The sequence below is a fragment of the Sphingomonas sp. Sphisp66 genome, from assembly GCF_047324325.1.
Taxonomy (GTDB): domain Bacteria; phylum Pseudomonadota; class Alphaproteobacteria; order Sphingomonadales; family Sphingomonadaceae; genus Sphingomonas.
Map to the genome: position 1 here is coordinate 3,976,867 of NZ_CP168508.1, position 26,740 is coordinate 4,003,606.

Annotated in this window: 24 protein-coding genes; 14 read left to right on the forward strand and 10 right to left on the reverse strand. The window is 66.9% G+C overall.

Annotated elements, in window-relative coordinates:
• Window positions 1-49: 49 nt before the first annotated feature.
• Window positions 50-817 (forward strand): type II CAAX prenyl endopeptidase Rce1 family protein, encoded by a 768-nt coding sequence (locus tag ACEN8G_RS18065; protein WP_413415442.1) that lies wholly within the window; start codon window positions 50-52, stop codon window positions 815-817.
• Between the two features lie 23 nt (window positions 818-840).
• Entirely contained in the window at window positions 841-2,694 is a 1,854-nt protein-coding gene (locus tag ACEN8G_RS18070; RefSeq protein WP_413415441.1) for a CocE/NonD family hydrolase, read from the forward strand.
• 104 nt (window positions 2,695-2,798) lie between these two features.
• On the opposite strand, the gene ACEN8G_RS18075 is transcribed toward ACEN8G_RS18070, so the two are convergent.
• From ACEN8G_RS18075 to ACEN8G_RS18100, 6 genes are all read right to left on the reverse strand, one after another.
• A complete protein-coding gene (locus ACEN8G_RS18075) occupies window positions 2,799-3,458 on the reverse strand; it encodes an FABP family protein (RefSeq protein ID WP_413415440.1) in 660 nt (219 codons plus the stop codon).
• Window positions 3,458-4,222 (reverse strand): ABC transporter permease, encoded by a 765-nt coding sequence (locus ACEN8G_RS18080; RefSeq protein WP_184000259.1) that lies wholly within the window; start codon window positions 4,220-4,222, stop codon window positions 3,458-3,460. The genes ACEN8G_RS18075 and ACEN8G_RS18080 overlap by 1 nt, the downstream gene beginning before the upstream one ends.
• The gene (locus ACEN8G_RS18085; RefSeq protein ID WP_413415439.1) at window positions 4,219-5,169 is read right to left on the reverse strand and encodes an ABC transporter ATP-binding protein; all 951 of its coding nucleotides are present in this window, start codon (window positions 5,167-5,169) and stop codon (window positions 4,219-4,221) included. Before ACEN8G_RS18085 ends, ACEN8G_RS18080 begins: the two co-directional genes overlap by 4 nt.
• A gap of 107 nt (window positions 5,170-5,276) precedes the next feature.
• The gene (locus ACEN8G_RS18090; RefSeq protein WP_413415438.1) at window positions 5,277-6,062 is read right to left on the reverse strand and encodes a DsbA family protein; all 786 of its coding nucleotides are present in this window, start codon (window positions 6,060-6,062) and stop codon (window positions 5,277-5,279) included.
• A complete protein-coding gene (locus ACEN8G_RS18095) occupies window positions 6,059-7,423 on the reverse strand; it encodes a M48 family metalloprotease (RefSeq protein ID WP_413415437.1) in 1,365 nt (454 codons plus the stop codon). The genes ACEN8G_RS18090 and ACEN8G_RS18095 overlap by 4 nt, the downstream gene beginning before the upstream one ends.
• Before the next feature lie 138 nt (window positions 7,424-7,561).
• Window positions 7,562-10,252, reverse strand: coding sequence for an Rne/Rng family ribonuclease (locus ACEN8G_RS18100; RefSeq protein WP_413740655.1), 2,691 nt, complete (start codon window positions 10,250-10,252; stop codon window positions 7,562-7,564).
• Between the two features lie 494 nt (window positions 10,253-10,746).
• On the opposite strand from ACEN8G_RS18100, the gene ACEN8G_RS18105 reads away from it, so the two are divergent.
• The 4 genes from ACEN8G_RS18105 to ACEN8G_RS18120 all read left to right on the forward strand — a co-directional run bounded on the left by ACEN8G_RS18105 (window position 10,747) and on the right by ACEN8G_RS18120 (window position 16,711).
• Window positions 10,747-12,009, forward strand: a complete 1,263-nt coding sequence (locus ACEN8G_RS18105) for an N-acetylmuramoyl-L-alanine amidase (protein ID WP_373422940.1) — start codon at window positions 10,747-10,749, stop codon at window positions 12,007-12,009.
• Window positions 12,010-12,171: 162 nt separating this feature from the next.
• Window positions 12,172-14,685, forward strand: a complete 2,514-nt coding sequence (locus ACEN8G_RS18110) for a penicillin-binding protein 1A (RefSeq protein WP_413415435.1) — start codon at window positions 12,172-12,174, stop codon at window positions 14,683-14,685.
• A 128-nt stretch (window positions 14,686-14,813) separates the two neighbouring features.
• Window positions 14,814-15,941, forward strand: coding sequence for a peptide chain release factor 2 (gene prfB / locus ACEN8G_RS18115; protein ID WP_413415434.1), 1,128 nt, complete (start codon window positions 14,814-14,816; stop codon window positions 15,939-15,941).
• A 56-nt stretch (window positions 15,942-15,997) separates the two neighbouring features.
• Entirely contained in the window at window positions 15,998-16,711 is a 714-nt protein-coding gene (locus tag ACEN8G_RS18120; protein ID WP_413415451.1) for a class I SAM-dependent methyltransferase, read from the forward strand.
• Here ACEN8G_RS18120 and ACEN8G_RS18125 read toward each other — a convergent pair.
• The gene (locus ACEN8G_RS18125; RefSeq protein ID WP_413415433.1) at window positions 16,697-17,095 is read right to left on the reverse strand and encodes a JAB domain-containing protein; all 399 of its coding nucleotides are present in this window, start codon (window positions 17,093-17,095) and stop codon (window positions 16,697-16,699) included. The two genes, ACEN8G_RS18120 and ACEN8G_RS18125, sit on opposite strands and share 15 nt — an antisense overlap.
• 150 nt (window positions 17,096-17,245) lie before the next feature.
• Here ACEN8G_RS18125 and ACEN8G_RS18130 point away from each other — a divergent pair, with 150 nt between their 5' ends.
• The 5 genes from ACEN8G_RS18130 (at window position 17,246) to ACEN8G_RS18150 (ending at window position 20,995) form a co-directional block, all read left to right on the forward strand.
• Window positions 17,246-18,040 (forward strand): thymidylate synthase, encoded by a 795-nt coding sequence (locus ACEN8G_RS18130; protein ID WP_413415432.1) that lies wholly within the window; start codon window positions 17,246-17,248, stop codon window positions 18,038-18,040.
• A gap of 57 nt (window positions 18,041-18,097) precedes the next feature.
• Window positions 18,098-18,256 (forward strand): hypothetical protein, encoded by a 159-nt coding sequence (locus tag ACEN8G_RS18135; protein ID WP_413415431.1) that lies wholly within the window; start codon window positions 18,098-18,100, stop codon window positions 18,254-18,256.
• Window positions 18,257-18,283: 27 nt separating this feature from the next.
• Window positions 18,284-18,754 carry a dihydrofolate reductase gene (locus ACEN8G_RS18140; RefSeq protein WP_413415450.1) on the forward strand — a complete coding sequence of 157 codons (471 nt, stop codon included), beginning with the start codon at window positions 18,284-18,286 and terminating at the stop codon, window positions 18,752-18,754.
• Window positions 18,751-19,920 (forward strand): dipeptidase, encoded by a 1,170-nt coding sequence (locus ACEN8G_RS18145; protein WP_413415430.1) that lies wholly within the window; start codon window positions 18,751-18,753, stop codon window positions 19,918-19,920. Before ACEN8G_RS18140 ends, ACEN8G_RS18145 begins: the two co-directional genes overlap by 4 nt.
• 151 nt (window positions 19,921-20,071) lie before the next feature.
• Window positions 20,072-20,995 (forward strand): bifunctional riboflavin kinase/FAD synthetase, encoded by a 924-nt coding sequence (locus tag ACEN8G_RS18150; RefSeq protein ID WP_413415429.1) that lies wholly within the window; start codon window positions 20,072-20,074, stop codon window positions 20,993-20,995.
• On the opposite strand, the gene ACEN8G_RS18155 is transcribed toward ACEN8G_RS18150, so the two are convergent.
• A complete protein-coding gene (locus ACEN8G_RS18155; RefSeq protein WP_413415428.1) occupies window positions 20,992-21,207 on the reverse strand; it encodes a hypothetical protein in 216 nt (71 codons plus the stop codon). The two genes, ACEN8G_RS18150 and ACEN8G_RS18155, sit on opposite strands and share 4 nt — an antisense overlap.
• 110 nt (window positions 21,208-21,317) lie before the next feature.
• Between ACEN8G_RS18155 and ileS the strand changes: the two genes are divergently transcribed.
• The 3 genes from ileS to ACEN8G_RS18170 are packed head-to-tail and all read left to right on the forward strand — an operon-like array spanning window position 21,318 to window position 25,103.
• Window positions 21,318-24,131: an isoleucine--tRNA ligase gene (gene ileS / locus ACEN8G_RS18160; protein WP_413415427.1), complete on the forward strand. Its 2,814-nt coding sequence runs from the start codon at window positions 21,318-21,320 to the stop codon at window positions 24,129-24,131.
• Window positions 24,128-24,697: a signal peptidase II gene (gene lspA, locus ACEN8G_RS18165; protein WP_413415426.1), complete on the forward strand. Its 570-nt coding sequence runs from the start codon at window positions 24,128-24,130 to the stop codon at window positions 24,695-24,697. The genes ileS and lspA overlap by 4 nt, the downstream gene beginning before the upstream one ends.
• Entirely contained in the window at window positions 24,690-25,103 is a 414-nt protein-coding gene (locus ACEN8G_RS18170) for a DUF3035 domain-containing protein (protein WP_307117168.1), read from the forward strand. Before lspA ends, ACEN8G_RS18170 begins: the two co-directional genes overlap by 8 nt.
• A gap of 105 nt (window positions 25,104-25,208) precedes the next feature.
• On the opposite strand, the gene ACEN8G_RS18175 is transcribed toward ACEN8G_RS18170, so the two are convergent.
• Both ACEN8G_RS18175 and ACEN8G_RS18180 read right to left on the reverse strand, forming a co-directional pair.
• A complete protein-coding gene (locus ACEN8G_RS18175; RefSeq protein ID WP_413415425.1) occupies window positions 25,209-26,003 on the reverse strand; it encodes a TorF family putative porin in 795 nt (264 codons plus the stop codon).
• A gap of 251 nt (window positions 26,004-26,254) precedes the next feature.
• Window positions 26,255-26,719, reverse strand: a complete 465-nt coding sequence (locus tag ACEN8G_RS18180; protein ID WP_413415424.1) for a RidA family protein — start codon at window positions 26,717-26,719, stop codon at window positions 26,255-26,257.
• Window positions 26,720-26,740 lie beyond the last annotated feature (21 nt).

Genomic DNA, 26,740 nt, shown 5'->3' on the forward strand with positions numbered 1-26,740 from the left:
GCACTACTCCAACCTTGCCTCCCGCGCGGCGCCCGCTATGCCGCCCCACATGCTCGCGCCGCTGCTGCTGATCGCCACCCTCGCGCTGCTCGTCTGGGCCCAGCGCAACGACCGCCGCGGCTTCGAGCGCTTCCGCACGATCGAGGACACGCTGCAGCGCCAGCGCATCTTCCGGCGCTGGGCGGTCCGGGGCTGCGCGCTCTATCTCGGCATGCCGCTGGCCGGCTTGGCGCTGCTCGGCCGGGTCGAGGCGCTGTGGGACTTCCCCCATGAGTTCGCGCCGCTGCTTCCCTATGCCCCGGTCTTCGCCGTCGACGACATCGCCTTTCTGGGACCTGTGCTGATCGGCGCGCTCGGCGGCCTGGTGCTGGGCGGGACCATCCTCGTCCTGCGCAGCCGGCGCCCCGCCAGGCCGAAGCGCGCGCTCGACATCTCGCCGATGCTGCCGCGCAATCGCGCCGAGACGCTCCGCATCCTGCCGGTGATCCTCAATGCCGGGGTGAGCGAGGAAGTCTGCTTCCGCCTCTATGTGCCGCTGCTCGCAACCCTGTGCGGCGCGCCGGCCTGGGCGGCGTTCCTCGCCGCGACGCTGCTCTTCGGCTGGCTGCACCGGTATCAGGGCTGGCTCGGCGTCCTGCTGACCGTCGCGGTCGGCGCGGTGCTGGCAGTCTTCTATGTCGGCGCGATGGGGCTCGCCCTGCCGATCGCCGTGCACTTGCTGCTCAACCTGAACGCGTTGCTCCTGCGCCCTGCCATCCAGCGCCGCTTCTCGCGCACGGCGATTGACACCGACAACACACCGGTTACGCCCTCCTGAAATTCAGTTCGAGGGAGATGCGCATGCGGTTGGTCAGTCTGTTCGCCCTGGCGGTCGCCGCCGCCGCGCCGCTGGCAGCCCTGCCCGCCAAGCAGGCCGCACCGGCGCTCCAGGCCACCGACAGCGCCTTCACCTTCGAGGAGGCGATGATCCCGATGCGCGACGGGGTGAAGCTGCACACCGTCATCATCCGCCCCAAGGGCCAGACCGGCCCGCTGCCGATCCTGTTCCAGCGCACCCCCTATGGCACCCCCGGCGCCGCGCCGCGCAGCATGCCGGGCAGCTGGGCCGCGCTCGGCAAGGACGGCTATATCTTCGTCTTCCAGGACATGCGCGGCCGCTTCGGCTCCGAAGGCGGCCCCTTCACCCTCTCGACCGAGATCAAGACCGGCAAGGGCGAGACCGACGAATCGACCGACGCCTATGATTCGATCGACTGGCTGGTGAAGAATGTGAAGCCGAACAACGGCAAGGTCGGCATGTGGGGCGTGTCGTACCCCGGCTTCACCGCCGCGATCGCCGTCGCCCGCCCGCACCCCGCGCTGAAGGCGGTGAGCCCGCAGGCGGCGTGGATCGACTATTGGAAGAATGACGACCTCCACCGCTGGGGCGCGATGCGGCTCACCTATGCCAGCGACTGGGTGAACAGCCTCCAGGCCGACAAGACCAATGACGGCATCGAGATCTACGACCGCTACGACACGTACGAGTGGTTCCTCAAGGCCGGATCGCCGGCGGACATCGAGGCGAAGTATTTCAAGGGCCGGGTGCCGCTCTACAAGCAGATGATCGAGCATCCCGATTATGACGATTTCTGGAAGAAGCAGGTCTGGTCGGACACGCTGAAGAAGACGACCGTGCCGACGCTCAACGTCGCGGGTTACTGGGACCAGGAGGATCCCTGGGGCAGCTGGCAGATCTTCGACAAGCAGCGCGAGAACGATCCGAACAACCTGTCGCTGATGGTCGCCGGCCCGTGGAACCATGGCAGCTGGCGCTCGGCCGGCAACATGCTCGGTCGCATCCCGATCGGCACCGACAGCGGCACCCAGTTCATGGAGCAGGTCGAGGCACCGTTCTTCGCCTATTGGCTGCACGGCAAGGGCGCCAAGCCCGACTATCGGATGAAGAGCTTCCAGTCGGGCAGCTGGGAGTGGAAGACCTACAACCAGTGGCCGCTCACCACGGCGAGCAGCAAGAGTATCTATCTCCACGCCGATGGCAGCCTGTCGTTCACCGCGCCGGCACAGGGCGAGGGCTGCCGCGAGTACATCTCCGATCCGGCCAACCCGGTGCCGTTCCGCGCCCGCCCGATGTCGGCCACCTATGCCACGCCCGACTGGCGCTGGTGGGAGACCGAGGACCAGCGCTTCGTCGAGTATCGCCCGGACGTGCTGAGCTACACCAGCGCGCCGCTCGATGCCGACCTGACCGTCACCGGCGCGATCACCGCCGCACTGCAGGCCGCGACCAGCGGGACCGACAGCGACTTCATCGTCAAGCTGATCGACGTCTACCCTGAGGATTTCGAGAAGCCGCCGACTGCGATCGGCGCCTATGCCCGGGGGCTGAACGGCTATCAGCTGCCGATCGCGATGGAGGTCAAGCGCGGCCGCTATCTCCAGTCGATGGAGAAATCGACGCCACTGGTGCCGAACCAGGTGAACGACTGGACGATCCCGCTCCGGAACCACGACCATGTCTTCAAGAAGGGCCACCGGATCATGGTCCAGATCCAGTCGAGCTGGTTCCCGATGATCGACCGCAACCCGCAGACCTTCGTGCCGAACATCTACAAGGCGAAGCCGGCGGATTATCAGAAGGCGACGCAGAAGGTGTGTTCCGGCTCGGCGATCATGCTGCCGGTGGTGGAGTAAGGGCACCACTTGCCCCTATCTGTTCCCCGGCGAAAGCCGGGGCCCGGGGTTTCTCTGCCGTGTCGCCTGTGATCCTGGACCCCGGCTTTCGCCGGGGAACGGCGTTACGAAGGTTGGCCCTCGCCCTTCGCCGCGAGGATCTGCACCCAGGGATTGGGCTTCGCCACCCCCACCCGCTTCAGCGTGTTGCGGTCGTGATGGTCGAACGGCCCCTGGCCCTTCACCTCCAGCGTGGTGTGGATGTCATAGCTCCACCCGCCATCCTCGGCGAAGGCGATGTCGATCGTGTAAGCGTCGGTGCGGAAGGCATATTCCAGGAAGTCGGTCGAGCAGATGCCGTAGCTGGTCGGCCCGCGCTTCGCCTCGACATGGATCGCCTTGTCGCCCGGCGCGCCCTTGCCGCTGGCAAGCAGCACCTGGCCGCGCGGGATCGCCAGCGTCTGCAGGATCAGCCCCGTCGCCGGCTCCCACAGCCAATAGCCCACCTGGTCGTGGAAGGTAATGTCCTCTTCCTCGGTGGTGATGTGGATATGGTAGCGCAGCCCGTAGAAGAGCTGCGGGCCATTGGCCTGGGGATCGATCGGCACGAACTCGATCCGCTCGATGAACTCGCGCCGCTCGGGGCCCTCGGCCTTGGGGTTGAGGTCGATGCCCTTGTGCCCCTCCCAGCGCCCGGCCAGTGGCGCCAGCGGACCGAGATTGGCGAGCGTATGAGGATCGACGTCCTCGGGCTCGGTGAAGATATCAAGGGGAAAGGGTGTCATCAGTTCTTGAGTCTGTAGCCGGTCCGGAAGATCGTGACGATAAGACCAAGGCATAGGGCCAGGAACAGCGCGACGAAGCCCAGGCTCCAGCGCACGTCGATGTCGCCGACATCGCCGAAGAACGCCCAGCGGAAGCCGCTGATCAGATAGGCGACCGGATTGAACAGGCTCACCGTGCGCCACGGCTCGGGCAGGAAGCTTAGCGGATAGAAGCTGCCGCCCAGGAAAGTGAGCGGAGTCAGGATCAGCGCCGGCACCACGTTGAGCTGCTCGAAGCCCTTGGCCCATATCCCGATGATGAACCCGAACATCGAGAAGCTGATCGAGGTGAGCAGCAGGAAGGCGAGCATCGCCAGCGGGTGATCGACGCGCAGCGGCACGAACAGGCCCGAGGTGAGCAGGATGATCAGGCCGATCACCACCGACTTGGTCGCCGCCGCGCCGACGAACCCGATCACCAGCTCGACTGCCGAGATCGGTGCCGAGAGCAGCTCGAACACGGTGCCGGTGAATTTGGGGAAATAGATGCCGATCGAGGCATTGGCGACGCTCTGGGTGAGCAGCGACAGCATGATCAGCCCGGGCACGATGAAGCTGCCATAGGGCACGCCCTCGATCGAGGGGATGCGGCTGCCCATGCCGCTGCCGAACACGATGAAATAGAGCGCGGTGGTGATCACCGGGGTGACGATCGACTGCCAGAGCGTGCGCAGCGTGCGCGCCATCTCGAACTTGTAGATCGCCCAGATGCCGTGGAAGTTCATGCCCGGGCCTCCCCATTCCCAACAGGTGCGTGCTCGACGAGGCCGACGAAGATGTCCTCGAGGCTGGATTTGCTGGTGTCGAGGTCCTTGAACGCGATGCCCATCTCGCCGAGCTTGCGCAGCAGCGAGGGGATGCCGGTGCGCTCGGCCTGAGCGTCGAAGGTGTAGCGCAGGCGCGTGCCTTCGTCCTCGAGGCTGAGATGCCATTCCTCGAGCCCCGCCGGGATCGCCGCCATCGGCTCGGTCAGGCTGACGTCGAGCTCGCGCTTGCCGAGCTTCTTCATCAGCTCGGCCTTCTCCTCGACGAGGAGCAGCTGGCCCTTGTCGATCACGCCGACCCGGTCGGCCATCTCCTCGGCCTCCTCGATATAATGGGTGGTGAGGATGATGGTGACGCCGCGCTCGCGCAGCTTGCCGATCATCTTCCACATATCGCGGCGCAGCGATACGTCTACGCCGGCGGTGGGCTCGTCGAGGAACAGGATGTCGGGCTCGTGGCTGAGCGCTTTCGCGATCATCACGCGGCGCTTCATGCCGCCCGACAGCTCCATGATCTTGGAATTGCGCTTGTCCCACAGCGACAGGTCCCTGAGGATCTGGTCGCAAAATTCCTGGTTCGGCGCCTTGCCGAACAGACCGCGCGAGAAGCGCAGCGCGCTGCCCACGGTCGAGAACATGTCGACGGCGATCTCCTGTGGCACCAGCCCGATCTTCGAGCGGGCGGCGCGGGGCTCGCGCACCGCATCGTGCCCGTCGACCAGGATCGTGCCGGTGCTCGGCGTGACGATGCCGCAGATGATCGAGATCAGCGTGGTCTTGCCCGCGCCGTTCGGCCCAAGCAGTGCGAAGATCTCGCCGCGGCGGATCTCAAGGTCGACATGATCGAGCGCCTTGTGGCCTGAGCCATAGGTCTTGCTCACACCGTTTATCGAAAGAATGGAAGTCATGGGGCCCCCGGCCGGGAAAGGACCCGCTAATTAGGCACGGCAGCGCGCGGCGGCAACCGCTCGGTACAAAAATCGGGAGAAACGCCTCTGAAGGAAGAGGGAGAGCGTTACTTCCCCTTGCGCGCTTCCGCCACGGCCGCAGCAAGCCCGGCATAGTCGCGCATGCCGTAGAGCAGCTTGCCGCCGACCACCCAGCTCGGCGTGCCGGTCATCGCCAGTTTCTGCCCGAACTTGTGGTTGGTGACGATCTCGCCCTCGACCGCCCTGGACTGGGCGACCTGCTTGGCCCGGCCCATGTCGAGCCCGGCCTTCTGCGCCGCCGCCTCGATGTTCGCCGCGCTCGGCCCGTCGGTTGCGAACAGTGCGTCATGGAAGGCGCGGAACTTGTCCTGCTCGGCCGCCGCCAGAGCCCAGCGCGCCGCGACCAGGCTGTCCGGCCCCAGCACCGGATATTCGCGATAGACCACCTTCACATTGGGATCGCGCTTCAGCAGCTCCTCGATCGCCGGCAGGCTGGCCCGGCAATAGCCGCAGGCATAGTCCATGAAGGCAACCAGCGTGACGTCGCCCTTGGGGTTGCCCGCCCAGGCGCCGGCATAGGGCGCTTCGAGCTTCGGACGTTCGGCGGGCAGCGTCTTCTCCGCCGCAGCAACCGCCTCGGCCTGCGCCTTGTCGGCACTGGCGCTTTGCTTCTGGTTGTAGCGCTCGACCGATTCGAGCAGCACCTCGGGGTGGGCGAGCACCCATTCGCGCATCGCCTGCTCGCTTTGGCCGCGCGCACCCATGCCCGGCACCAGCGTCTGGATGCCCGCGAACAGCGCCGCCCCAAGCAGCGCGCACAGCACGAAGGCGCCGGCCAGCGCCAGCCTGTTGCCCAACAGTCTCTCGATCACTGGCCCTGCCGCCCCTTCTTCTTCCGCATCTCGTCCCAGGCGGTCTGCGAGACCATGTTGATGTCCTGTGCCCGCACCCAGTCTGCCGAGCCCTGCGGCAGCCGCGCCATCGCCGCGCGCGAGCTCATCAGCGCGGTGCCGACATCGCCCATCATGTGCGCGCGCTCGGCCGTGGCGAGCGCGGTGCGCGCCTCGTCGCCCTTGCGGTCATAGACGGTACCGAGGTTGAGCCAGGCAAAGGGATTGTCGTTGTCGCGCGCCACCGATTGCTTGAGCACGCGCTCGGCCTCGTCGAGATTGGCCTTGTCCTCGGTGGCAAGCAGCGCATGGCCCAGCGTGCTGGCGATCAGCGGCGCGTTGTTGGACAGCGCAGTCGCCTGGCGCAGCGGCGCGATCGCGCCCCTGGGATCGCCCGATTCGAGCATGATCTGCCCTTCGAGCTCGAGGAAATAGGGGTCCTTGGGCTCGGCCTTGACCAGCGCCTGGGTCTCGGCCGCCGCCTGCTCGGGGTAGCCCGATTTGTGATAGGCATAGGCGCGGGCATAATGCGCCTCGACCGACTGGTTGCCCGGCGGATATTTGGCCAGCGTGTCCTTGGGATCGCTGACATAGCCGCGCAGCTTGGCCTGGACGCGCTTGAAGCGGACTTCCAGGTTCGGGTCGAGCGGCTTGTTCCAGCTCGGCGCATTCATCAGGTCGGCCTTGAGCGTCTCGACGCGGTCCTGCGACATCGGGTGGGTCTGGGCGAAGGGATCGACCTCGGGATTGCTGGTGTAATAGCCATAGCGGTGCATCTGGGCGGTCAGCTTGTCGAAGAAGCTCAGCATGCCCTTGCCGCTGATCCCGGCGGTGTTGATGAACTTGGCCCCGGCCGCGTCGGCCGAGCTTTCCTGGACGCGGCTGAAGGCGAGATACTTGCCGATCGCCGCGCGCTGGCCGGCCATCAGGATGCCGGTGCCCGCCTCGCCGCTGCCCGCCGCCATCGCCGCCACGCCGAGCAGCAGGCTGAGGATCGAGATGTTGGTATAACCACCGTCATTCTGGAACACGGCATGGCCGCCGACGATATGGCCGATCTCGTGCGCGATCACGCCCTGGACCTCGTTGGCGCTCGAGGCGGCATCGATCAGGCCGGAATGGACATAGATGATCTGCCCGCCGGCGACGAAGGCGTTGATCGAGCTGTCCTGGATCAGCACGACCTTGGCATTGGCGGGCGAGAGGCCGGCCGCAATGAACAGCGGCCGGGCCATGTCGTTGAGCAGCGCCTCGGTCTCGGCGTCGCGCAGGATCGACTGGGCGGCGGCGGGCTGGACCCAGAGCAGCAAGGCGGCCGAGAGCAGGGCGAGGATGCGCTTCATGCCCGTTCGTATCCTCCGAATTCCACCCATGATCAATGGCATTGGCCGTGCCCGCGCCCCGATGAACCGCGTCTGAAGCCATGAAAAAGGGCGCCGATCCCAATGGACCGGCGCCCCTTTCCTGTCAGGCTTCGAGGATCAGGCCCCGAAGGTGCGCTGCCACCAGCCGCGACGCGGCGTGCCGTCGGGATTCTCGCCCTCGGCTTCGGCCTCACCATCGACTTCGGCAGCCTCGGCCGGCGTGGTGTCCTGTGCGACCGCCGCGGCTTCCTCCGCCGGAGCAGGCTCGGCCTCGACGGCTTCGATCTTCTTCTTGCGGGTGCGCTTCGGCTTGGCCGGAGCGGCTTCCTCGGCGACCAGCTCGGCAACAACCTCGACCGGCGCTTTCACCGCAGGCGCGGCTTCGGCCTCGACGGCTTCCACCTTCTTCTTGCGGGTGCGCTTCGGCTTGGCCGGCGCTTCCTCGGCGACCGGCTCGGCAACGACCTCGACCGGCGCTTCCACCACAGGCGCGGCTTCGGCCTCGACGGCTTCCACCTTCTTCTTGCGGGTGCGCTTCGGCTTGGCCGGCGCTTCCTCGGCGACCGGCTCGGCAACGACCTCGACCGGCGCGGCGACTTCGGTCACCGCTTCGGCAGCTTCCTCACCGGCATCCTCGCCGCCCTCGGCACGATCGCCACGGCGACCGCCACGACGGCCACGGCGACGGCGCTTGCGGCCATTCTCGCGGCCCTCGCCTTCACCATCGGCAGCAGCAGGCGCTTCCTCGCCCTCGGCGACTTCGCCCTCGGCATCGGCTTCCTCGCCGGCCTCGGCCTCACCCTCGGCGCCCTCGCCTTCCTCGCGACGGCCACGGCCACGACCACGGCGGCGGCGGCGGCGCTTGCCGCGCTCGCCACCCTCGTCGTCGCCACGTTCGCGGCGCTCGCCACGGCCTTCGCGGCGATTGCCGGCCTCGGCCTCTTCCTCGAGCTCCTCTTCCTCCTCGTCGATCTCCTCGACGTAGTCGTCGTCCTCGGGCTCTTCGATCAGCTTCTCGAACTTCGGTGCATGCGCCGGCGGCGGGCCGGAGCACTCGACCGACATGCGCGCGCCCTCGAGCTCGCCGTCCGACAGGATCTCGACGGTCACGCCGTAGCGGTCCTCGATCTCGGCGATGTCGGCGCGCTTCTTGTTGAGCACGTAGAAGGCGGCTTCCTGGCTGGCGCGCAGCGTGATCACCGAGCCGCGGCCGCGCGCGGCCTCGTCCTCGATCAGGCGCAGCGCCGACAGGCCGGCCGACGAAGCGGTGCGGACCAGGCCGGTGCCTTCGCAATGCGGGCACTGCACGGTCGACGCCTCGAGCACGCCGGTGCGCAGGCGCTGGCGGCTCATCTCCATCAGGCCGAAGGCCGAGATGCGGCCCACCTGAATGCGGGCGCGATCGTTCTTCAGCGCCTCCTTCATCGCCTTCTCGACCTTACGGACATTGGACGAGTGATCCATGTCGATGAAGTCGATCACGACCAGGCCGGCCATGTCGCGCAGGCGCAGCTGGCGGGCGATCTCGTGCGCAGCCTCGAGGTTGGTCGCGGTCGCGGTCTGCTCGATATTGTGCTCGCGCGTCGAGCGGCCCGAGTTGATGTCGATCGAGACGAGCGCCTCGGTCGGGTTGATCACCAGGTAGCCGCCGCTCTTCAGCTGGACGACCGGGTTGTACATCGCCGAGAGCTGGTCCTCGACGCCCGCGCGCTGGAACAGCGGCACCGCGTCGGCGTACTGCTTCACCTTCTTGGCATGGCTCGGCATCAGGAGCTTCATGAAGTCCTTGGCCTGGCGATAGCCGTCCTCGCCCTCGACGATCACCTCGTCGATGTCGCGATTATAGATGTCGCGGATCGCGCGCTTCAGAAGATCGCTGTCACCATAGACCAAAGCCGGCGCGGTCGACTTGAGCGTCTCCTCGCGGATGCCGTCCCACAGGCGGGCGAGATAGTCGAAGTCGCGCTTGATCTCGACCTTGGTGCGCTGGAGGCCCGCGGTGCGGACGATGCAGCCCATCGACGGCGGCAGCTTGAGGTCCGCCATGATCGTCTTGAGGCGCTTGCGATCGGCAGCCGAGCTGATCTTGCGCGAGATGCCGCCGCCATGCGCGGTGTTGGGCATCAGCACGCAGTAACGGCCGGCGAGCGACAGATAGGTGGTGAGCGCCGCGCCCTTGTTGCCGCGCTCTTCCTTGACGACCTGGACGAGCAGCACCTGGCGGCGCCGGATCACGTCCTGGATCTTGTAGCGGCGGCGCAGGTTCATGCGGCGCTGGCGCAGTGCCTCGGCCGGGCTGTCCTCGCCACCATTGCCACCACGGCGCTTGCCGCGGCGACCGCGACCACGGCCTTCCTCGCCCTCGCCGCCTTCCGAGGTCTCGCCTTCGGCATCCTCGGACTCGTGGTCGTGCTCTTCCTCGTCGTCGTGCGGGCGCTCGAGCACCTCGACGCCGTCATCGCCGTCGAGATGATCCTCGTCGCCATCCTCCTCGGCGCGCAGCGCGGCTTCCTCGGCCGCATGCTCGGCTTCCTCGCGGAGCAGCGCTTCGCGATCTTCCTTGGGGATCTGGTAATAGTCGGGATGGATTTCGCTAAAGGCCAGGAAGCCGTGGCGGTTGCCACCGTAATCCACGAACGCCGCCTGGAGCGACGGCTCCACGCGGGTCACCTTGGCCAGATAGATATTGCCCTTGAGCTGCTTGCGCTCGGCGGACTCGAAATCAAACTCCTCGATTCGGCTTCCCTTGACGACGGCCACGCGGGTTTCCTCCCGGTGGCGTGCGTCGATCAGCATACGCATGGTCATTTATTATTCTCCGGGCGCGCCGGCCCCAGCCCTCTGAATTTATGTTGCGGAGGGCTCGCGCAGGCGCGCGACATACAATGCGGCCCTGGCCGGCGGATTCGCCGGCTGCGGTCTCGCGGGTTTCGAAAACTGCTGCTGCTCGCAGGGCACGCGCGAACCGGTGGTCCGCCAGCTCCGCCGCCACCACGCGACCGGCCGGTTCGGCCAATCGGTGCAGACGTTGCGGAAATTGCCTCATGTGAGCGTCAACCTGAACTGTCGCGGCAGATGTGGCCGCGGGAAAGGTCCGGCGCAAGGTCCGGACAAAGCTGCCTAGCATTACCGTAACGGCGCGGCAACCTTGGCCAAAACCGGCAAAGAGACCGGCAAGCATTTGCAGCCTTGCCGGCAAAAATATGCCGAATCGGAAATTAACCGCGTCGCTTCACGCCGATTTGAGGCGCGCCGTCTAGTCCGGTCACGTCAGGGCAGACGTGTAGTCAGAGTATCAATCTATGGTTTTGGGCTGGACCCCCAGAGCCCCGGCGCGGCATAGCGTCAGGGTGCTGTTCCTGCTCGCCTTGCTCTCCGGCTGGTTGACCGGAGTTCCAAGCTGGGCGGGCGTCGTGCAGGAAGTGCGCGTCAAGGGTGACCGCGTGATCGTCAAGTTCGACGAGCCGGTGACCCAGGCGAGCGCTTTCATGCTGGCTGGACCGCAGCGGATCGTGCTGGACGCCAAGGGCGCCGAGCCGGGTAGCCGCGCGTATGCCGAGGGACCGGTAACGAGCATCCGGCAGGGCTCGCAAGGCGCCGAGGGCGCGCGGATCGTGCTCGATCTCGCGCGGCCGGCGATCGTGACCGAAGGCAGCTTCGGGCGCGACGGGCGCACGCTCACCCTGCAGCTGCGTACCGTGGACGACGCGCAGTTCGCCCGCGCCGCCGCCGAGCGGCGGATGAGCTTCCTGCCGCCCTTCTCCTATGTGCAGCCCGCGGGCCATAGCCGCTACAGCGAGACGATCGCGCTGCCGCGGCGCGCCCCGCCCGCTTCACTGCCACGCGTCTATGGCGCCTCCGATCGCCCGCTGGTGGTGATCGATGCCGGCCATGGCGGGCACGACCCGGGCGCGATCGGTGCCAATGGCCTGCGCGAGAAGGACCTTACTCTCAAGGCCGCGCTCGCCATGAAGGACGCGTTGCTCGCCTCGGGCCGGGTGCGCGTGGCGCTCACCCGCGAGGACGACCGCTTCCTGGTGCTCCAGGAGCGCTACGGCCTTGCCCGCAAGTTGGGCGCGGACCTGTTCATCTCGGTCCACTGCGACAGCGCCGGCAATGCCGATGCCTCGGGTGCCACCGTCTACACGCTCTCCGAAGTCGCCTCCGACAAGGAAGCGGCGCGGCTGGCCGCGCGCGAGAACAAGGCCGACATCATCGCCGGCGTCGATCTCGGTTCGCAGAATCCGGACATCTCCTCGATCCTCATCGATCTCACCCAACGCGAGACGATGAACATGTCGGCGAGCTTTGCCCGCCTGCTCGGCCGCGAGGCGCAGCCGCTCATCCCGATCAAGGCCAATTATCACCGCATGGCGTCGCTGATGGTGCTCAAGGCGCCGGACATGCCCTCCGTGCTGTTCGAGACGGGCTATATCTCGAACGATAGCGACGCCGCCTTCCTGGCCTCGGACGAAGGGCGCAGGAAAGTGGCGCAGAGCGTGCGCAAGGCCGTGGAAATCCATTTCGCGACGCGCATGGCGACGCGGACGCTGGCGTCTCGCTGAAAAACTCTCCTCATCAATCCCCTTGTGCCCTCATTATAGAGGGCGCGAGGGGAAGTGGTTTCACTTAGGGAATAATCCCATTTCGGGAGCGATCCTCCCGCACGACGAGCCGCCGAGACTCCGGCTGGCATCCGCCTTCAATCCTGCTAAACCGCGACCCGCATGTCCGACGGTTCCACTTCCAGCGTAAAGATGCGCATCAAGCGCGAGATCGGGGGCTTCAAGGGGCTGTTCGGTCGCGTCCGCCACCGCTGGTGGTTCCGGATCCTCGCGGTCCTCGCCCTGCTCTCGGGCGTCTTCGTCTTCCTGGTCTGGCTGTTCATCGCGCGCAACCTGCCCTCGGTCGACACGCTGAAGAACTACGAGCCGCCGCTGCCGACCAATGTCCGCTCGGCGGAGGGCCTGCCGATCCACAGCTATGCGCGCGAGCGCCGCGTGCAGCTGAGCTTCGAGGAATATCCCAAGCTCCTCGTCGAAGCGTACATGTCCGCCGAGGACAAGACCTTCTTCGAGCATCACGGCGTCGATTTCCCCGGCCTGGTGCGCGCCGCCTTCCAGGGTCTGGTCAGCGGCTCCACCCCGCGCGGCACCTCGACGATCACCCAGCAGGTCGCCAAGAACCTGCTGGTCGGCAACGAGACGAGCTACCTCCGCAAGGCCAAGGAAGGCATCCTCGCCTGGCGCATGGAGGATGTCCTCACCAAGCAGCAGATCATGGAGCTGTACCTCAACTCGATCGAGCTGGGGCGCAACGCCGGCGGCGTCGAGGCGGCGAGCCAGGCCTATTTCGGCAAGGAGCTCGACCAGCTGAGCCTGCCGCAAATGGCCTATCTGGCGATCCTGCCCAAGGGTCCGTCCAATTACGATCCCGAGCGCCACACCCAGCGCGCGCTCGATCGCCGCAACTGGGTGCTCGGGCAGATGCTCGAGAACGGCTTCATCGACCAGGCACAGCATGATTCGGCAGTCGCCTCTCCCTTGGGAACCGTGCCGCGTCAGACCCCCAAGTTCGAGCGCGTCGGCGGCTATTTCACCGAAGAAGTCCGCCGTCAGCTGATCGACAAGTTCGGCGAGACCGACGAGACCGGCCCTTACAGCGTCTATTCGGGCGGCCTGTGGGTCCGCACTTCGCTCGATCCCAAGCTGCAGCAATATGCGCAAAAGGCGCTGCGCGACGGCCTGCTGCGCTATGATCGCGGCCGCGGCTGGTCGGGCCCGATCGGCCATGCCGATATCGGCCGCAGCTGGCTCCAGTCCTTCCTCAACACCAATATCGGCGTCGATTACGAGAATTGGCGCGCCGGCGTGCTGATCGAGCGCAGCGGCGATGGCTGGCAGATCGGCTTCGACGACGGCTCGACCGGCACCCTGCCCAAATGGGCGGCGACCATGCCGGTGCGCGGCCAGGGCGGCCAGGCGTTCGATGCGTTCAAGCCCGGCGACATCGTCGCGGTGGCGCCCGAGGCCGGCGGCCAATGGTCGTTGCGCTCGATCCCCAAGGTCTCGGGCGGCATGGTGGTCGAGGATCCGCGCACCGGCCGCATCCTCGCCATGCAGGGCGGCTTCGATTCGCGCATCCAGAGCTTCAACCGCGCCACCCAGGCGCAGCGCCAGCCGGGCTCGACGATCAAGCCGATCGTCTATGCCTCCGCGCTCGAGCAGGGGATGACCCCGGCCTCGATCGTGGTCGATGGCCCGTTCTGCGTGTGGCAGGGCGCCAATCTCGGCCAGAAGTGCTTCCGCAACTTCGGCAATGCCCGCGGCGCCGGCCCCAAGACGCTGCGCTGGGGCATCGAGCAGTCGCGCAACCTGATGACGGTGCAGATCGCCAACCAGACCGGCATGGATCACGTCGTCGACCTGATCCAGCGCATCGGCGTGTCGCGCCAGAAATTCCCGCCCTATCTCAGCTATGCGCTGGGCGCCGGCGAGACCACCGTGCTGCGCATGGTCAACGCCTATTCGATCCTGGTGAACCATGGCCGGGCGCTCAACCCGTCGCTGATCGACTTCGTCCAGAACCGCAAGGGTGCGGTGGTGTGGCCGGAGAACTGGCGCCCCTGCGAAGGCTGCAACGCGCCCGACTGGAAGGGCGGCGCGATGCCGCGCCCGGTCAACCGCGCCAAGCAGGTGATCGATGCGCTCTCCGCCTATCAGATGGTCCATATCGCCGAAGGCGTGGTCCAGCGCGGCACCGCCACCGTGCTGCGCGACCTGGGTCGCCCGATGATGGGCAAGACCGGCACCACCTCGGGCCCGACCGACGTCTGGTTCGTCGGCGGCACCCCGCAGATGATCGGCGGCCTCTATATCGGCTATGACACGCCGACCAATCTGGGCGGCTATGCCCAGGGCGGCTCGATCGCCGCGCCGATCTTCAAGCAGTTCGCCATCCCCGCCTTCGAAGGCATGGAGAAGGTCCCCTTCACCGCGCCCCAGGGCATCCGCATGGTCCGCATCGACCGCGCCTCGGGCAAGCCGGTCACCGGCGCCTGGCCGTCCAGCGATCCGCTCTCCGGCGTGATCTGGGAAGCCTTCAAACCCGAGACCGAGCAGCGCCGCGGCCGCCGCGACCAGGACGAGCAGCCCGAAACCAAGGCCGTCGAGAAGAAGGCCGCCCCCAAGAAGCAGGAAGGCGACAGCGACTTCTTGCAACGCGAGGGCGGAATCTACTAGCGCGGCGCATTATATACCCCGTCATCCCCGCGAAGGCGGGGATCCAGGGTAACGAGCGAAGCCGCTCTTGGCTCTGGATCCCCGCCTTCGCGGGGATGACGAATTGAATAGTTCGAAAGGTAAAACCCATGCGCGCCGAAGCGCAGGCTCATATCGACAACATCAAGGAGTCGCTCGCGCTGCTCCGCCGCTTCCTCGATTGGGACCGTGCGCTGCGCCGGCTCGACGAGCTGAACGCGCGCGTCGAGGATCCGACCCTCTGGAACGACGCCAAAAAGGCCCAGGACGTGATGCGCGAGCGTCGCCGCCTCGACGAATCGATCACCGCCACCCGCGCGATCGAGACCGAGCTCAACGACACCGCCGAGCTGATCGAGATGGCCGAGGCCGAGGGCGACGAGGAAATGGCGAGCGAAGGCACCGCCAGCCTCGCCGCGCTGGCCGAGCGCGCCGAGAAGGACAAGGTCATGGCCCTGCTCTCGGGCGAGGCCGATGCCAACGACACCTATATCGAGATCAACTCGGGCGCCGGCGGCACCGAGAGCAACGACTGGGCGGGCATGCTCCAGCGCATGTACACGCGCTGGGCCGAACGCCACGGCCTCAAGGTCGAGCTGGTCGATTATCATGCCGGCGAGCAGGCGGGCATCAAGTCCGCGACTTTGCTCGTGAAGGGCGAGAACGCCTATGGCTATGCCAAGACCGAGAGTGGCGTGCACCGCCTCGTCCGCATCTCGCCGTACGACAGCGCCGCGCGCCGCCACACCAGCTTCTCCTCGATCTGGGTCTATCCGGTGATCGACGACGACATCGCCATCGAGATCAACGAGAGCGAGCTGCGCATCGACACCTACCGCGCATCGGGCGCGGGCGGCCAGCACATCAACACCACCGATTCGGCGGTGCGCATCACGCACTTGCCGACCGGCATCGTCGTGCAGTGCCAGAACCAGCGCTCGCAGCACAAGAACAAGGCCGAGGCCTATAACCAGCTGCGCGCGCGCCTCTACGAGCGCGAGCTGGCCGAGCGCGAGGCCGCGGCCAACGCGACCAACGCCAGCAAGACCGATATCGGCTGGGGCCACCAGATCCGCAGCTACGTCCTCCAGCCCTACCAGCTGGTGAAGGACCTGCGCACTGGCGTGACTTCCACTGCGCCGGGCGATGTGCTCGACGGGGACCTCGACGCGTTCATGGCTGCCGCGCTATCCCAGCGCGTGACCGGCGAGACGGTCGAAGTGGAGGATGTCGATTGAGATCGGGCCTCGCCCTGCTGCTGACCATGGCGCTCACCGCGTGCGGCGGGGCGGCGATGATCGACAACAAGGCCCAGGATGACGACGCGCCGGCGCCGCACAGCGGCTTCCCCGCCGCCGACCGGCCCGTCGCCACCATCCTCTCGCCGCGCTGGTCGACCGAGGAAGCGCGCGACCGGCTGAACGAGGCCGGCCAGGTGATGGACCTTGCCGGCATCAAGCCGGACATGACCGTCGCCGATATCGGCGCGGGCGAAGGCTATTACACCGTCCGCCTCGCCACCCGCGTCGGCAGGAAGGGCCGCGTCGTCGCCGAGGACATCGTCCCCGAGACGCGCGACTATCTCGCCACCCGCGTGCTGCGCGAGAAGCTCGACAATGTCAGCGTGCGCCTCGGCCTGCCCGCCGATCCGCGTCTGCCCGAGAACAGCTTCGACCGCGTCCTCATGGTCCACATGTACCATGAGATCGAGAGCCCCTACGAATTCCTCTGGCGGCTCCGCCCGGCGCTCGCGCCCGGCGGCCAGGCGGTGGTGGTCGACGCCAATCGCCCGACCCAGGATCACGGCACCCCGCCCGAGCTGCTCAAATGCGAGTTCGCCGCGGTCGGCTACTCGCTGGTCTCGATCAAGCCGATGCCCTCGGCCGGCGGCTATATCGCGATCTTCGAGGCGCGCGGCGAGCGGCCCGAACCAAGCGCGATCCGCGCCTGCAGGAGCGGCAAGACCGCCACGCCGGCGAGCATGGCGCGCGAATCAAAGGAACCCTAGGCTCCTGAAGCTGGTGGTGCCGTTCGCGGCGATCACCAGGTGATCGATCAGCCGCACGCCCACCGCATCGAGCGCGCGGGCGAGCCGGTCCGTCGCCTCGCGGTCCGCGCGGCTCGGTGTCGGGTCCCCGCTCGGATGATTATGCGCCATCACCACGGCGACCGCGTGGAAGGCGATCGCGTCCGCCGCCACGTCGCGGATCGGCAGGTCGAGCGCATCGCGATATTCCGACCGCGCATGGCGCATGCCGAGTATCTGCTGGTGCCGGTCGAGATAGGCGAAGGCGAGCACCTCCACCCGCTCGCTGGCGAGCGGCGCGAACAGGGCGCCGGCCGCCTCGGCATCGGGCAGGCGCAAGGGCGGGTTCTCGGCGCCGAACAGCATCGCGCGGCGCTGCCACCCGGCAGGCATAAGCCGAAAGCGCGACCGGCTCCGTTCCGGACCTGCCGGTCCGCGCCGGAGGGCCGGCTTTTCTCCACAATGGATATGTCTCGCTGGCTTGGCGGCGGCAGGGCGGCGGACTAGGTTCCGCGCATGCAGCAATATCTCGACCTGATGGACCGCGCGCTCAACCACGGCGCCGAGCAGATGGACCGCACCGGCACCGGCACGCTGAGCGTGTTCGGCCATCAGATGCGCTTCGACCTGTCCCAGGGCTTCCCGCTGCTCACCACCAAGAAGCTGCACCTCCGCTCGATCATCATCGAGCTGCTCTGGTTCCTGCGCGGCGACACCAATGTGCAGTGGCTACAGGAGCGCAAGGTCAGCATCTGGGACGAATGGGCCGACGAGAATGGCGATCTCGGCCCGGTCTATGGCAAGCAGTGGCGCGATTGGGAGGCGGCGGACGGCCGCCATATCGACCAGATCAAGGAGCTGATCGAGACGCTGAAGACCAATCCCGGATCGCGCCGCATGGTCGTCTCGGCCTGGAATCCGGGCGAGCTCCACGCCATGGCGCTGGCGCCCTGCCACTGCCTGTTCCAGTGCCACGTCGCCAATGGCCGGCTCAGCCTCCAGCTCTACCAGCGCTCGGCCGACATCTTCCTCGGCGTGCCGTTCAACATCGCCAGCTATGCGCTGCTCACCCATATCCTCGCCCAGCAGGCGGGGCTCGAAGTCGGCGACTTCGTCTGGACCGGCGGCGACTGCCACCTCTATTCGAACCATCTCGACCAGGCCCGCGAGCAGCTGAGCCGCACGCCGGGTCCGATCCCTCGGCTCGAGATCCTGCGCGATCCGGGCTCGATCGACGCGTATGAATATGAGGACTTCGTGATCCACGATTACGTCGCCCAGCCGCATATCAAGGCGCCGGTGGCGGTTTAGAATTCGGCCCATTTGTTTGCCGCGCTTCCCTGCCCGGCGGTATCACGGAGAAAGAATATGGCAGCACCGCAGGACAAGGCATGGCAGGAAGGCTATGGGGCCGGAAAGAACGGCAAGCCGGAATCGGCTAACCCCTACAGGAGCGGCACGCTCATGACCGCCTGGCAAAAGGGCTGGAGCAACGGTGCCAAGGCGCAGGCCGGCGGAAATGCCTGACCGCGCCGCCGGAGGCCGTGGATGCAGGTGATTTCCTTCCATCTCGCCCGTGCCGACAATGGCGTGATCGGCGTCGATGGCCAGCTGCCCTGGCGCCTGCCCGCCGACCTAAAGCGCTTCAAAGCGCAGACCATGGGCAAGCCGATGATCATGGGGCGCAAGACCTTCGACAGCTTCCCCGCCCCCCTGCCCGGCCGCCGCCACATCGTGCTCACGCGCGACACCGCCTGGTATGCCGAGGGCGCCGAAGTCGCGCATTCGCCCGAGGAAGCGCTGGCGCTCGCCGGCCCCGGCGAGGTCGCGGTGATCGGCGGCGCGGAGGTGTTCGCGCTGTTCATCCCCGACCGGATCGAGCTCACCGAAGTCCATGCTTCCCCTGAAGGGGATGCGGTCGTCCCCGCTTTCGGGGTTGAATGGCGCGAAGTTGCGCGCGAGGATTTCGGGCAAGAAGCGGGGCGCCCTGCCTACAGCTTCGTGACGCTGGAGCGGATGGGATGAAGAAGAAGATCCTCTGGGGAGTGCTGATCGCGCTGCTTTTGGCGGCGGTCGGCTTTTTCGGCTTCGCCCCGGGGATCGTCGAAGGCAGCATGAACAAGGTGGTGCCGGTGAAGCTGGCCAGGCCCAGCGACGCGGTGAAGAAGCTCCACGCCTCGCTCCAGATCGCCGACATGCATGCCGATACGCTGATGTGGCGCCGCAGCCTGCTCGACCGCTCGAACACCGGGCAAGTCGACCTGCCCCGGCTGATCGAAGGCAATGTCGCGCTCCAGGTCTTCTCTTCGGTCACCAAGACCCCGAAGCACCAGAATTACGATTCGAACCCGGGCGACACCGACAACATCACGCTGCTGACCGTCGCCCAGCTCCAGCCGCCCAGGACCTGGACCTCGCTGCTAGAGCGCTCGCTGTTCCACGCCCGCAAGCTCGATCGCGCCGCCGCCGGATCGAACGGCAAGCTGCGGGTGATCCACACGCCTGCCGAGCTCGACCAGCTGCTCGCCGATCGCACCGCGGGCAAGAAGGTGGTCGGCGGCATGCTGTCGATCGAGGGGCTGCAGGACCTGGAGGGCCAGCTCGGCAATCTCGACAAGCTCCATGCCGCCGGCTTCCGCATGGCCGGCCTCGCCCATTTCTTCGACAATGACGTCGCCGGGTCGATGCACGGGGTGAAGAAGGGCGGGCTGACGCCGCTCGGCCGCCAGGTTCTCGCGCGGATGGAGCAGCTCGGCATGATCGTCGACATCGCCCATTCGAGCCACGAATCGGTCGCCGAGATATTGAAGCTGGCGAAGCGCCCGGTCGTCTCGAGCCATGGCGGCGTCCAGGCGACCTGCAAGGTCAACCGCAACCTGACCGATGACGAGATCAGGGGCGTCGCGCGTACCGGCGGCGTGGTCGGCATCGGCTATTGGGACGCGGCGGTCTGCGGCACCGAGCCGGCGAACGTAGTCCGCGCGATCCTCCATGTCCGCGACCTGGTGGGCATCGACCATGTCGGCCTGGGCTCGGACTTCGACGGCGCAGTGACCACCGGCTGGGATTCGTCCCAGTTGATCGCGATCACCGGCGGCCTGGTCGATGCCGGCCTGTCGCCCGACGACATCCGCAAGGTGATGGGCGGCAATGTCCTGCGCGTGATCCGCGCGGGGATCGTGGCGCAATAATCCCTCTCCCTTTGGGAGTGGGAGGGAGCTGCCGAAGGCAGCGGAAGGGTGAGGGTCGATCCTGGTGCATTCCTCACACCGTCCCTCACCCAACCCTCTCCCAAAGGGAGAGGGCTTTAAGAACCGAGACTCCCCCCCTATAGCCCCGCCCATGGAGCGGCTGGACGGCGGCTCGGCGGTCCCGCCCCGCTATCGGGGTGCGATCGTCGCGCTGGGCAATTTCGACGGATTTCACCTTGGGCATCAGGCGGTGGTGGGCCATGCGGTCGAACGCGCGCGCGCCGAAGGGCGGCCGGCGATCGTCGGCACCTTCGATCCGCACCCGCAACGCTATTTCCGCCCGGACAGCCCCTGGTTCCGCCTGACCACCATGGACCAGCGCCAACGCCTGCTCGCCGAAGCCGGCGTCGACGCCATGCTGGTCTTCCCGTTCAACGCCGAGCTGGCCGCGCTCAGCGCCCGCGGCTTCGCCGAGGAGCGGCTGGTCGGCTTGATCGGCGCCGGCGGCGTGGTCACCGGCAACGACTTCACCTTCGGCAAGGGCCGCGAGGGCGATGTCGCCACCCTCGCCGCACTGGGCAGCGAGCTCGGCTATTCGGCCGAGACCGTCGCCCCGGTCCAGCTGGACGGCGAGACCGTCTCGTCGAGCCGCATCCGCGAGCATCTCCGCGAAGGCCGCCCGGCGGAAGCCGCCCGCCTCCTAACCCGCCCCTTCGCGATCGAAGGCGTCGTCCAGCACGGCGACCAGGTCGGCCGCACGCTCGGCTTCCCGACCGCGAACCTCAGCCTCGCCAATTATCTCCGCCCCGCCTACGGCATCTATGCAGTGCGCGGGCGGCTAGCCGATGGCCGAATGCTCGGCGGCGTCGCCAGCCTCGGCATCCGCCCGACCTTCGAGCCGCCGGTCGAGCTGCTCGAGCCCTATTTCTTCGATTTCTCGGGCGATCTCTACGGCCAGACGATCGAGGTCGCGCTGATCGACTATCTGCGCCCCGAGGCGAAGTTCGATTCGCTCGACGAGCTCAAGCTGCAGATCGACCTCGACGCGGCCCGCGCGCGGGAGATCCTCGGCTAGCGCGCTGCGATCTGGTGCAGCCGGATCAGCCGGAAACGCACCCGGTGCCATTTGCTCAGGTCGTCCCAGCGCGATTCGTCGGTGGCCAGGGCGATCTCAGCATCGATCCGCGCCAGCGCCTCCCGCTCGGGAAGGAGCAGATACTGCCCGGCCAGCTCGGCGATCTCGTCGGTTGCACCGGGCCCAGGAAGGTTCTGAACCGGAATGTTCATGCCAAAGGGACGCCCAAGGGCCGTGCGCAGTTCCGAAAATTGAAGGTTAAGCCCATGATCGGAACATCTGCTTTGCATGGGCGCCCGCTTCCTCTAATTCCCGCGCACGCATGACCGACCAAAAAGACTATCGCGACACCGTCTTCCTGCCGAAGACCGAGTTCCCCATGAAGGCCGGCCTGGCCCAGAAGGAGCCGGCCATCCTCGCACGCTGGGCGAAGATCGGGCTGTACGACAAGCTGCGCACGCAGCGTGCCGGCCGCACCCGCTTCATCCTGCACGACGGCCCGCCCTATGCGAATGGCGACATTCACATGGGCCATGCGATGAACAAGGTCCTCAAGGACATCATCGTCCGCTCGCAGAGCCTGATGGGCAAGGACGCGCCCTACATCCCCGGCTGGGACTGCCACGGCCTGCCGATCGAGTGGAAGGTCGAGGAAGCCTATCGCGCGAAGAAGCTCAACAAGGACGAAGTCGACCCCGTCGCCTTTCGCGCCGAATGCCGCGCCTATGCCGAGAAATGGGTCGGCGTGCAGCGTGCGCAGTTCGAGCGGCTGGGCGTGATGGGCGACTGGACCAACCCGTACCTGACGATGAACTTCGAGAGCGAGGCGATCATTGCCGGCGAGCTGCTCAAGTTCGCCGAGAGCGGCCAGCTCTATCGCGGCGCCAAGCCGGTGATGTGGTCCCCGGTCGAGAAGACCGCACTGGCCGAGGCCGAGGTTGAGTATGAGGACATCGTCTCGACCCAGATCGACGTAGCCTTCGAGATCGTCGAGGCGCCGAACGCGCCCGAACTGGTCGGCGCGCATGCCGTGATCTGGACGACCACCCCGTGGACCATCCCGGTGAACCAGGCTTTGGCTTACGGGCCGGATATCGATTATGTCTTGCTCTCGGCGAGCAACGGAAAGCGATATCTGATCGCCAAGCAGCTCCTGCTTCAGGTCGATCAGCGCGTCCATCTTGCCTGGGCTCCAGAAGAGGGTAAGCCCAATCCCGAAGTTCTGACCATCAAGGGCTCGCAGCTCACCGGCGCCATCGCCCGCCACCCGATGCACAAGCTCGGTGGCTTCTTCGCCAAGCCGCGTCCGTTCCTCCCCGGCGACTTCGTCACCACCGATGCGGGTACCGGCCTCGTCCATATGGCGCCCGATCACGGCGAGGACGACTTCCTGCTCTGCAAGGCCAATGGCATCGATCCGGTGTTCGCGGTCGATGCGGCGGGCATGTACCGGCCGGACTGGCTGTGGCTCGGCGGCCAGGGATCGGTGATCAACAAGAAGTTCGTCGCCAGCGACGGCCCGATCTGCACCGACCTGCGCGAAGCGGGCGCGTTGCTCGCCGCCTCTGACGACTTCACCCACAGCTATCCGCACAGCTGGCGCTCCAAGGCCAAGGTGATCTTCCGCTGCACCCCGCAATGGTTCATCCCGATGGACCGCCCCAGCACCGCCACCCACGACACCAGCTGGGACGAGGAATCGCGCGAGGCCACCGCCTCGAACGGCGCCACCCTGCGCGGCATCGCGCTCGACGCGATCGAGAACACCCGCTGGGTGCCGGAAAAGGCGCAGAACCGCATCCGCGCCATGGTCGAGGGCCGCCCGGACTGGGTGATCAGCCGCCAGCGCGCCTGGGGCGTGCCGATCGCGCTCTATGTCCACCGCCAGACCGGCGAGTATCTCCGCGATCCGGACGTGAATGCCCGCATCCTCGAGGCCTTCACCACCGGCGGCGCGGACGCCTGGTACCAGGGCGATCACCAGGCGTTGCTCGGCGAGAAATACGACCTCGCGCACTATGAGGTGATCACCGACATCCTCGACGTCTGGTTCGATTCGGGCTCGACCCACAGCTTCGTGATCGAGGCGCGCTATGGTGCCGGCACCCGCGCCGACCTCTATGTCGAGGGTTCGGACCAGCATCGCGGCTGGTTCCAGTCGTCGCTGCTCGAAAGCTCGGGCACGCGCGGCCGCGCGCCCTATGACGCGGTGCTGACCCACGGCTTCGCGCTCGACGGCAAGGGCAAGAAGATGTCCAAGTCGGAAGGCAATGTCATCGATCCCCTCAAGGAGATCGACCAGGGCGGTGCCGACATCCTGCGCCTCTGGGTCGCGCAGACCGACTATTTCGACGATGTCCGCATCGGCAAGGAAGTGCTCGCCGGCACGGGCGACGCGTATCGCAAGGTCCGCAACACCTTCCGCTACCTGCTCGGCGCGCTCGACGGCTTCGGCGAGGCGGAGCGCCTGCCCGTGGCCGAGATGCCCGAGCTCGAGCGCTACATCCTGGCAAAGCTGGCCGAGCTCGACGCCGAGTTGCGCAGTGCCGCGGACGCGTTCGAATTCAACCGCTACAGCCGCGCGCTGACGGATTTCATGAACGAGGACCTCTCGGCCTTCTTCTTCGATATCCGCAAGGACTGCCTCTATTGCGAGGCGGAGACGAGCCCCAAGCGCCGCGCCTATCGCACCGTACTGGACGTGCTGTTCCACGCACTGGTCCGCTATGCCGCGCCGATCCTCGCCTTCACGGCCGAGGAAGTGTGGCAGGCCCGCTTCCCGAGCGAGGACGAATCGGTCCACATGCTCGAATGGCCGGTGCTGCCGGAAGGCGCCACGGTTGAGAGCGACTGGACTGCGATCCGCCAGCTCCGCCAACAGGTGACCGAGGCGATCGAGCCCTATCGCCGCGAGAAGCAGGTGCGCTCCAGCCTCGAGGCCGAAGTCACCGTGCCCACGCTGCCGGCATCGGAAACGGACCTCACCGAGCTGTTCATCGTCTCGAAGGTGAGCAAAGGTGACGCGGTCACGGTCGTGCCCACCCAGCGCCATAAATGCGGCCGCTGCTGGCGGCATCTCCCGGAAGTTGCGCAGGACGGCGCCTTGTGCGACCGCTGTGCCGGGGTGGTGGAATGAACGTGACTCGTGGAATCGGCTTTGCCGTGGCGGCTCTGGTTTTCGTCATCGATCAGGTGACGAAGCTGCTGGTCGTGCGCGCGCTCGGCGTCGACCTGGCGTTCGTCCAGTCGCTCATCCAGCAGAAGCTCGGCCTGGACGGGCTCAACCATGTCCAGCAAGTGCTGCCGATCTTCGACCTGCGCTTCGTCGCCAATATCGGCGTGTCGCTCGGCCTGTTCGCCGCGAACAGCGACGCGACCCGCTGGATGCTCGTCGCGCTCACCGGCGCCATTGCCGTCGGCGTGGTCTGGTGGATGTTCCGCGAGAAGAAGCTGCCCGATGTCTGCGCGCTCGGCATGGTGCTGGGCGGTGCGCTCGGCAACATCCTCGATCGTGCGCGCCTCGGCTTCGTCGTCGATTTCGCCGACCTGCATTTCGGGACATGGCGCCCGTTTTTGGTCTTCAACGTCGCCGATGCGGCGATTACCATCGGCGTGCTGATCCTGTTGATCCGCGCGCTCCTCGTGCGCGATAAGGCCGCAGGCGACAGCCCGGCCGCTGTGGAGAATGAAGTCAATGCGTAAGACCGTTACCATCGTGAGCGCGATCGCGCTTGCGGCCTCGCTCTCCGCCTGCGGCAAGAAGGGCTATGATCGCGCGCGTCCGGACGAGTTCGCCGTCGCCCGCCAGGCGCCGCTGGTGATCCCGCCCGATTTCGCGCTGGTCCCGCCGCAGCCGGGCGCCCCGCGCCCGCAGGAAGGCAACCCGGCCAACCAGGCGCTCGACGCGATGTTCGGTGGCTCGGCGGCGCGCAGCCCCGGCGAGCAGGCGATCATGGACCAGTCGGGCAGCACCGGCGCCGACCAGAGCGCTCGCTCGACCGCCGGCAGCCCGAACACCAGCGTCGTCGACAAGGGCACCACCACGCGTGACATCGTCGCGGCGCCCGAAGGCGACGGCAAGGACGCCAAGGCCAGCACGCCGCAATAAGCGGCACTGCTCCTACAGCGCACATGAAAAAGCGCCGGTCCGCACATGCGGGCCGGCGCTTTTGCTATGGCGGGGAGCGCGCTAGGCGCTCCCCATCCCCCAGATTTAGAAAGCGACGCTCACCGAGCCGAGGATGCCGCCCTTGGCCGCGTCCTTGCTGCTCGGCGTGATGAAGGTCGTGTCGGTGTCGACATAGTTCACGCCGAAGGTGAGCGACTTGTAGGTGAAGGTCGCGCCCACGCCCCAGTCGGTATATTCGTCGGTCGGGCCCGACAGCCAGCTCGGCCCCCAGGTGTGGCCGAGATGGGCGGTGAGGCCGATCGGCGTCTTCGGGATCGCGACCGACAGGTCGCCGGCCAGGTAGAAATTGTCTTCCTTCTTGAGCAGGCCGGTCTGACCCTGGTCGATCGCCAGCGCCTTCTGCTTCGGCGCGTAGTTGCCGGTCACCTTCCCGGTGACCGGACCGATCGCATAGGAGACCGAGGCATAGGGCTCGACGAAGTCCGAGGCGCTCTGGTCGCCGGTGAAGCCCGGGCGGGTGCCGGGATAGACATAATAGAGCGCGCCGACATCGACGGTGACGCCGCCGTCGAACGCATGCTTGTAGCCGGCGATCAGGTCGATTTCCTGATGGGCGGTGCCGTGCACGGTCACATAGTCGTCGATCGACGAGCCCCAGACCGAGACGTAGAAGCCCGATGCGTGGCTGACGGTGATGCCGCCCTGCACGGCGAAATTGCCGTCGGTCTGCGAGATGCCGCGGAACTTGTAGTCGCTGACGACGCCGACGCTGCCGCTGACGGTCACGGCGGGGGGCGGATCGGTCTGGTCCTGAGCCATTGCCGGCGTTGCGGCAACCGCAGCCGCAAGGGCGGCGAGGCTGATCATGGTGTAGCGCATGGAATACCCTTCCCGTTTATTCAAAAGGGTTCCCGCCTGCTGCCCCCGGTGCTGCGTCATTGCCTCATGGGCCTGCGCTGCTTGCGGCGACATCCGCTCCTTGCCGCACGCCGCTGCAGCGCACAACATTAATTGCTGTTCCGTCACGGGATCGTGACGAACTGTTGCTGCGCGGCCACAGCGCCCAGAACGCAGCCGGCCCGCTCCCCGGGATGGGAAGCGGGCCGGCGTTCAAACCTAAACAGGGCGAATCAGCGGATCTGGACGATCGCGTCGATCTCGACGGCGGCGCCCAGCGGCAGGGTGGGCACGCCCACCGCGCTGCGCGCATGCTTGCCGTCATCGCCGAACAGCGCCTGCATCAGCTCCGACGCGCCATTGGCGACCTTGGGCTGGTCGGTGAAGTCCGCGGTGGAATTGACGAACACGCCCAGCTTGACGATCCGCGCGACCCGCGCCGTGTCGCCGTTCAGATATTTCTTGATCTGCGCGACCAGCATCAGCGCGCAGCGCTGCGCGGCCTCGGCCCCATAGTCGAGGTCCCGGTCCTCGCCGAGCCGGCCGGTCATCAGCGCGCCGTCCTTGAACGGCAGCTGGCCCGAGATGTGGAGCAGGCCGCCGGCCTCCACCACAGGGACATAGGCGGCGACAGGCGCCGCGGCTTCGGGGAGGGTGAGGCCGAGCTCTTCGAGCTTGCGATCGATTGCAGTGGTCATGGTCCTCGCTCAATCACTGGT

What these genes read in the sequence shown, in the direction of transcription:
- ACEN8G_RS18065 (WP_413415442.1), top strand. Translation starts at nt 50, where the DNA reads ATGCTCGCGCCGCTGCTGCTGATCGCCACCCTCGCGCTGCTCGTCTGG.
- ACEN8G_RS18070 (WP_413415441.1), top strand. Translation starts at nt 841, where the DNA reads ATGCGGTTGGTCAGTCTGTTCGCCCTGGCGGTCGCCGCCGCCGCGCCG.
- ACEN8G_RS18075 (WP_413415440.1), bottom strand. Translation starts at nt 3,458, where the DNA reads ATGACACCCTTTCCCCTTGATATCTTCACCGAGCCCGAGGACGTCGAT.
- ACEN8G_RS18080 (WP_184000259.1), bottom strand. Translation starts at nt 4,222, where the DNA reads ATGAACTTCCACGGCATCTGGGCGATCTACAAGTTCGAGATGGCGCGC.
- ACEN8G_RS18085 (WP_413415439.1), bottom strand. Translation starts at nt 5,169, where the DNA reads ATGACTTCCATTCTTTCGATAAACGGTGTGAGCAAGACCTATGGCTCA.
- ACEN8G_RS18095 (WP_413415437.1), bottom strand. Translation starts at nt 7,423, where the DNA reads ATGAAGCGCATCCTCGCCCTGCTCTCGGCCGCCTTGCTGCTCTGGGTC.
- ACEN8G_RS18100 (WP_413740655.1), bottom strand. Translation starts at nt 10,252, where the DNA reads ATGACCATGCGTATGCTGATCGACGCACGCCACCGGGAGGAAACCCGC.
- ACEN8G_RS18105 (WP_373422940.1), top strand. Translation starts at nt 10,747, where the DNA reads ATGGTTTTGGGCTGGACCCCCAGAGCCCCGGCGCGGCATAGCGTCAGG.
- ACEN8G_RS18110 (WP_413415435.1), top strand. Translation starts at nt 12,172, where the DNA reads ATGTCCGACGGTTCCACTTCCAGCGTAAAGATGCGCATCAAGCGCGAG.
- prfB (WP_413415434.1), top strand. Translation starts at nt 14,814, where the DNA reads ATGCGCGCCGAAGCGCAGGCTCATATCGACAACATCAAGGAGTCGCTC.
- ACEN8G_RS18120 (WP_413415451.1), top strand. Translation starts at nt 15,998, where the DNA reads ATGATCGACAACAAGGCCCAGGATGACGACGCGCCGGCGCCGCACAGC.
- ACEN8G_RS18125 (WP_413415433.1), bottom strand. Translation starts at nt 17,095, where the DNA reads ATGCTGTTCGGCGCCGAGAACCCGCCCTTGCGCCTGCCCGATGCCGAG.
- ACEN8G_RS18130 (WP_413415432.1), top strand. Translation starts at nt 17,246, where the DNA reads ATGCAGCAATATCTCGACCTGATGGACCGCGCGCTCAACCACGGCGCC.
- ACEN8G_RS18135 (WP_413415431.1), top strand. Translation starts at nt 18,098, where the DNA reads ATGGCAGCACCGCAGGACAAGGCATGGCAGGAAGGCTATGGGGCCGGA.
- ACEN8G_RS18145 (WP_413415430.1), top strand. Translation starts at nt 18,751, where the DNA reads ATGAAGAAGAAGATCCTCTGGGGAGTGCTGATCGCGCTGCTTTTGGCG.
- ACEN8G_RS18150 (WP_413415429.1), top strand. Translation starts at nt 20,072, where the DNA reads ATGGAGCGGCTGGACGGCGGCTCGGCGGTCCCGCCCCGCTATCGGGGT.
- ACEN8G_RS18155 (WP_413415428.1), bottom strand. Translation starts at nt 21,207, where the DNA reads ATGAACATTCCGGTTCAGAACCTTCCTGGGCCCGGTGCAACCGACGAG.
- ileS (WP_413415427.1), top strand. Translation starts at nt 21,318, where the DNA reads ATGACCGACCAAAAAGACTATCGCGACACCGTCTTCCTGCCGAAGACC.
- lspA (WP_413415426.1), top strand. Translation starts at nt 24,128, where the DNA reads ATGAACGTGACTCGTGGAATCGGCTTTGCCGTGGCGGCTCTGGTTTTC.
- ACEN8G_RS18170 (WP_307117168.1), top strand. Translation starts at nt 24,690, where the DNA reads ATGCGTAAGACCGTTACCATCGTGAGCGCGATCGCGCTTGCGGCCTCG.
- ACEN8G_RS18175 (WP_413415425.1), bottom strand. Translation starts at nt 26,003, where the DNA reads ATGCGCTACACCATGATCAGCCTCGCCGCCCTTGCGGCTGCGGTTGCC.
- ACEN8G_RS18180 (WP_413415424.1), bottom strand. Translation starts at nt 26,719, where the DNA reads ATGACCACTGCAATCGATCGCAAGCTCGAAGAGCTCGGCCTCACCCTC.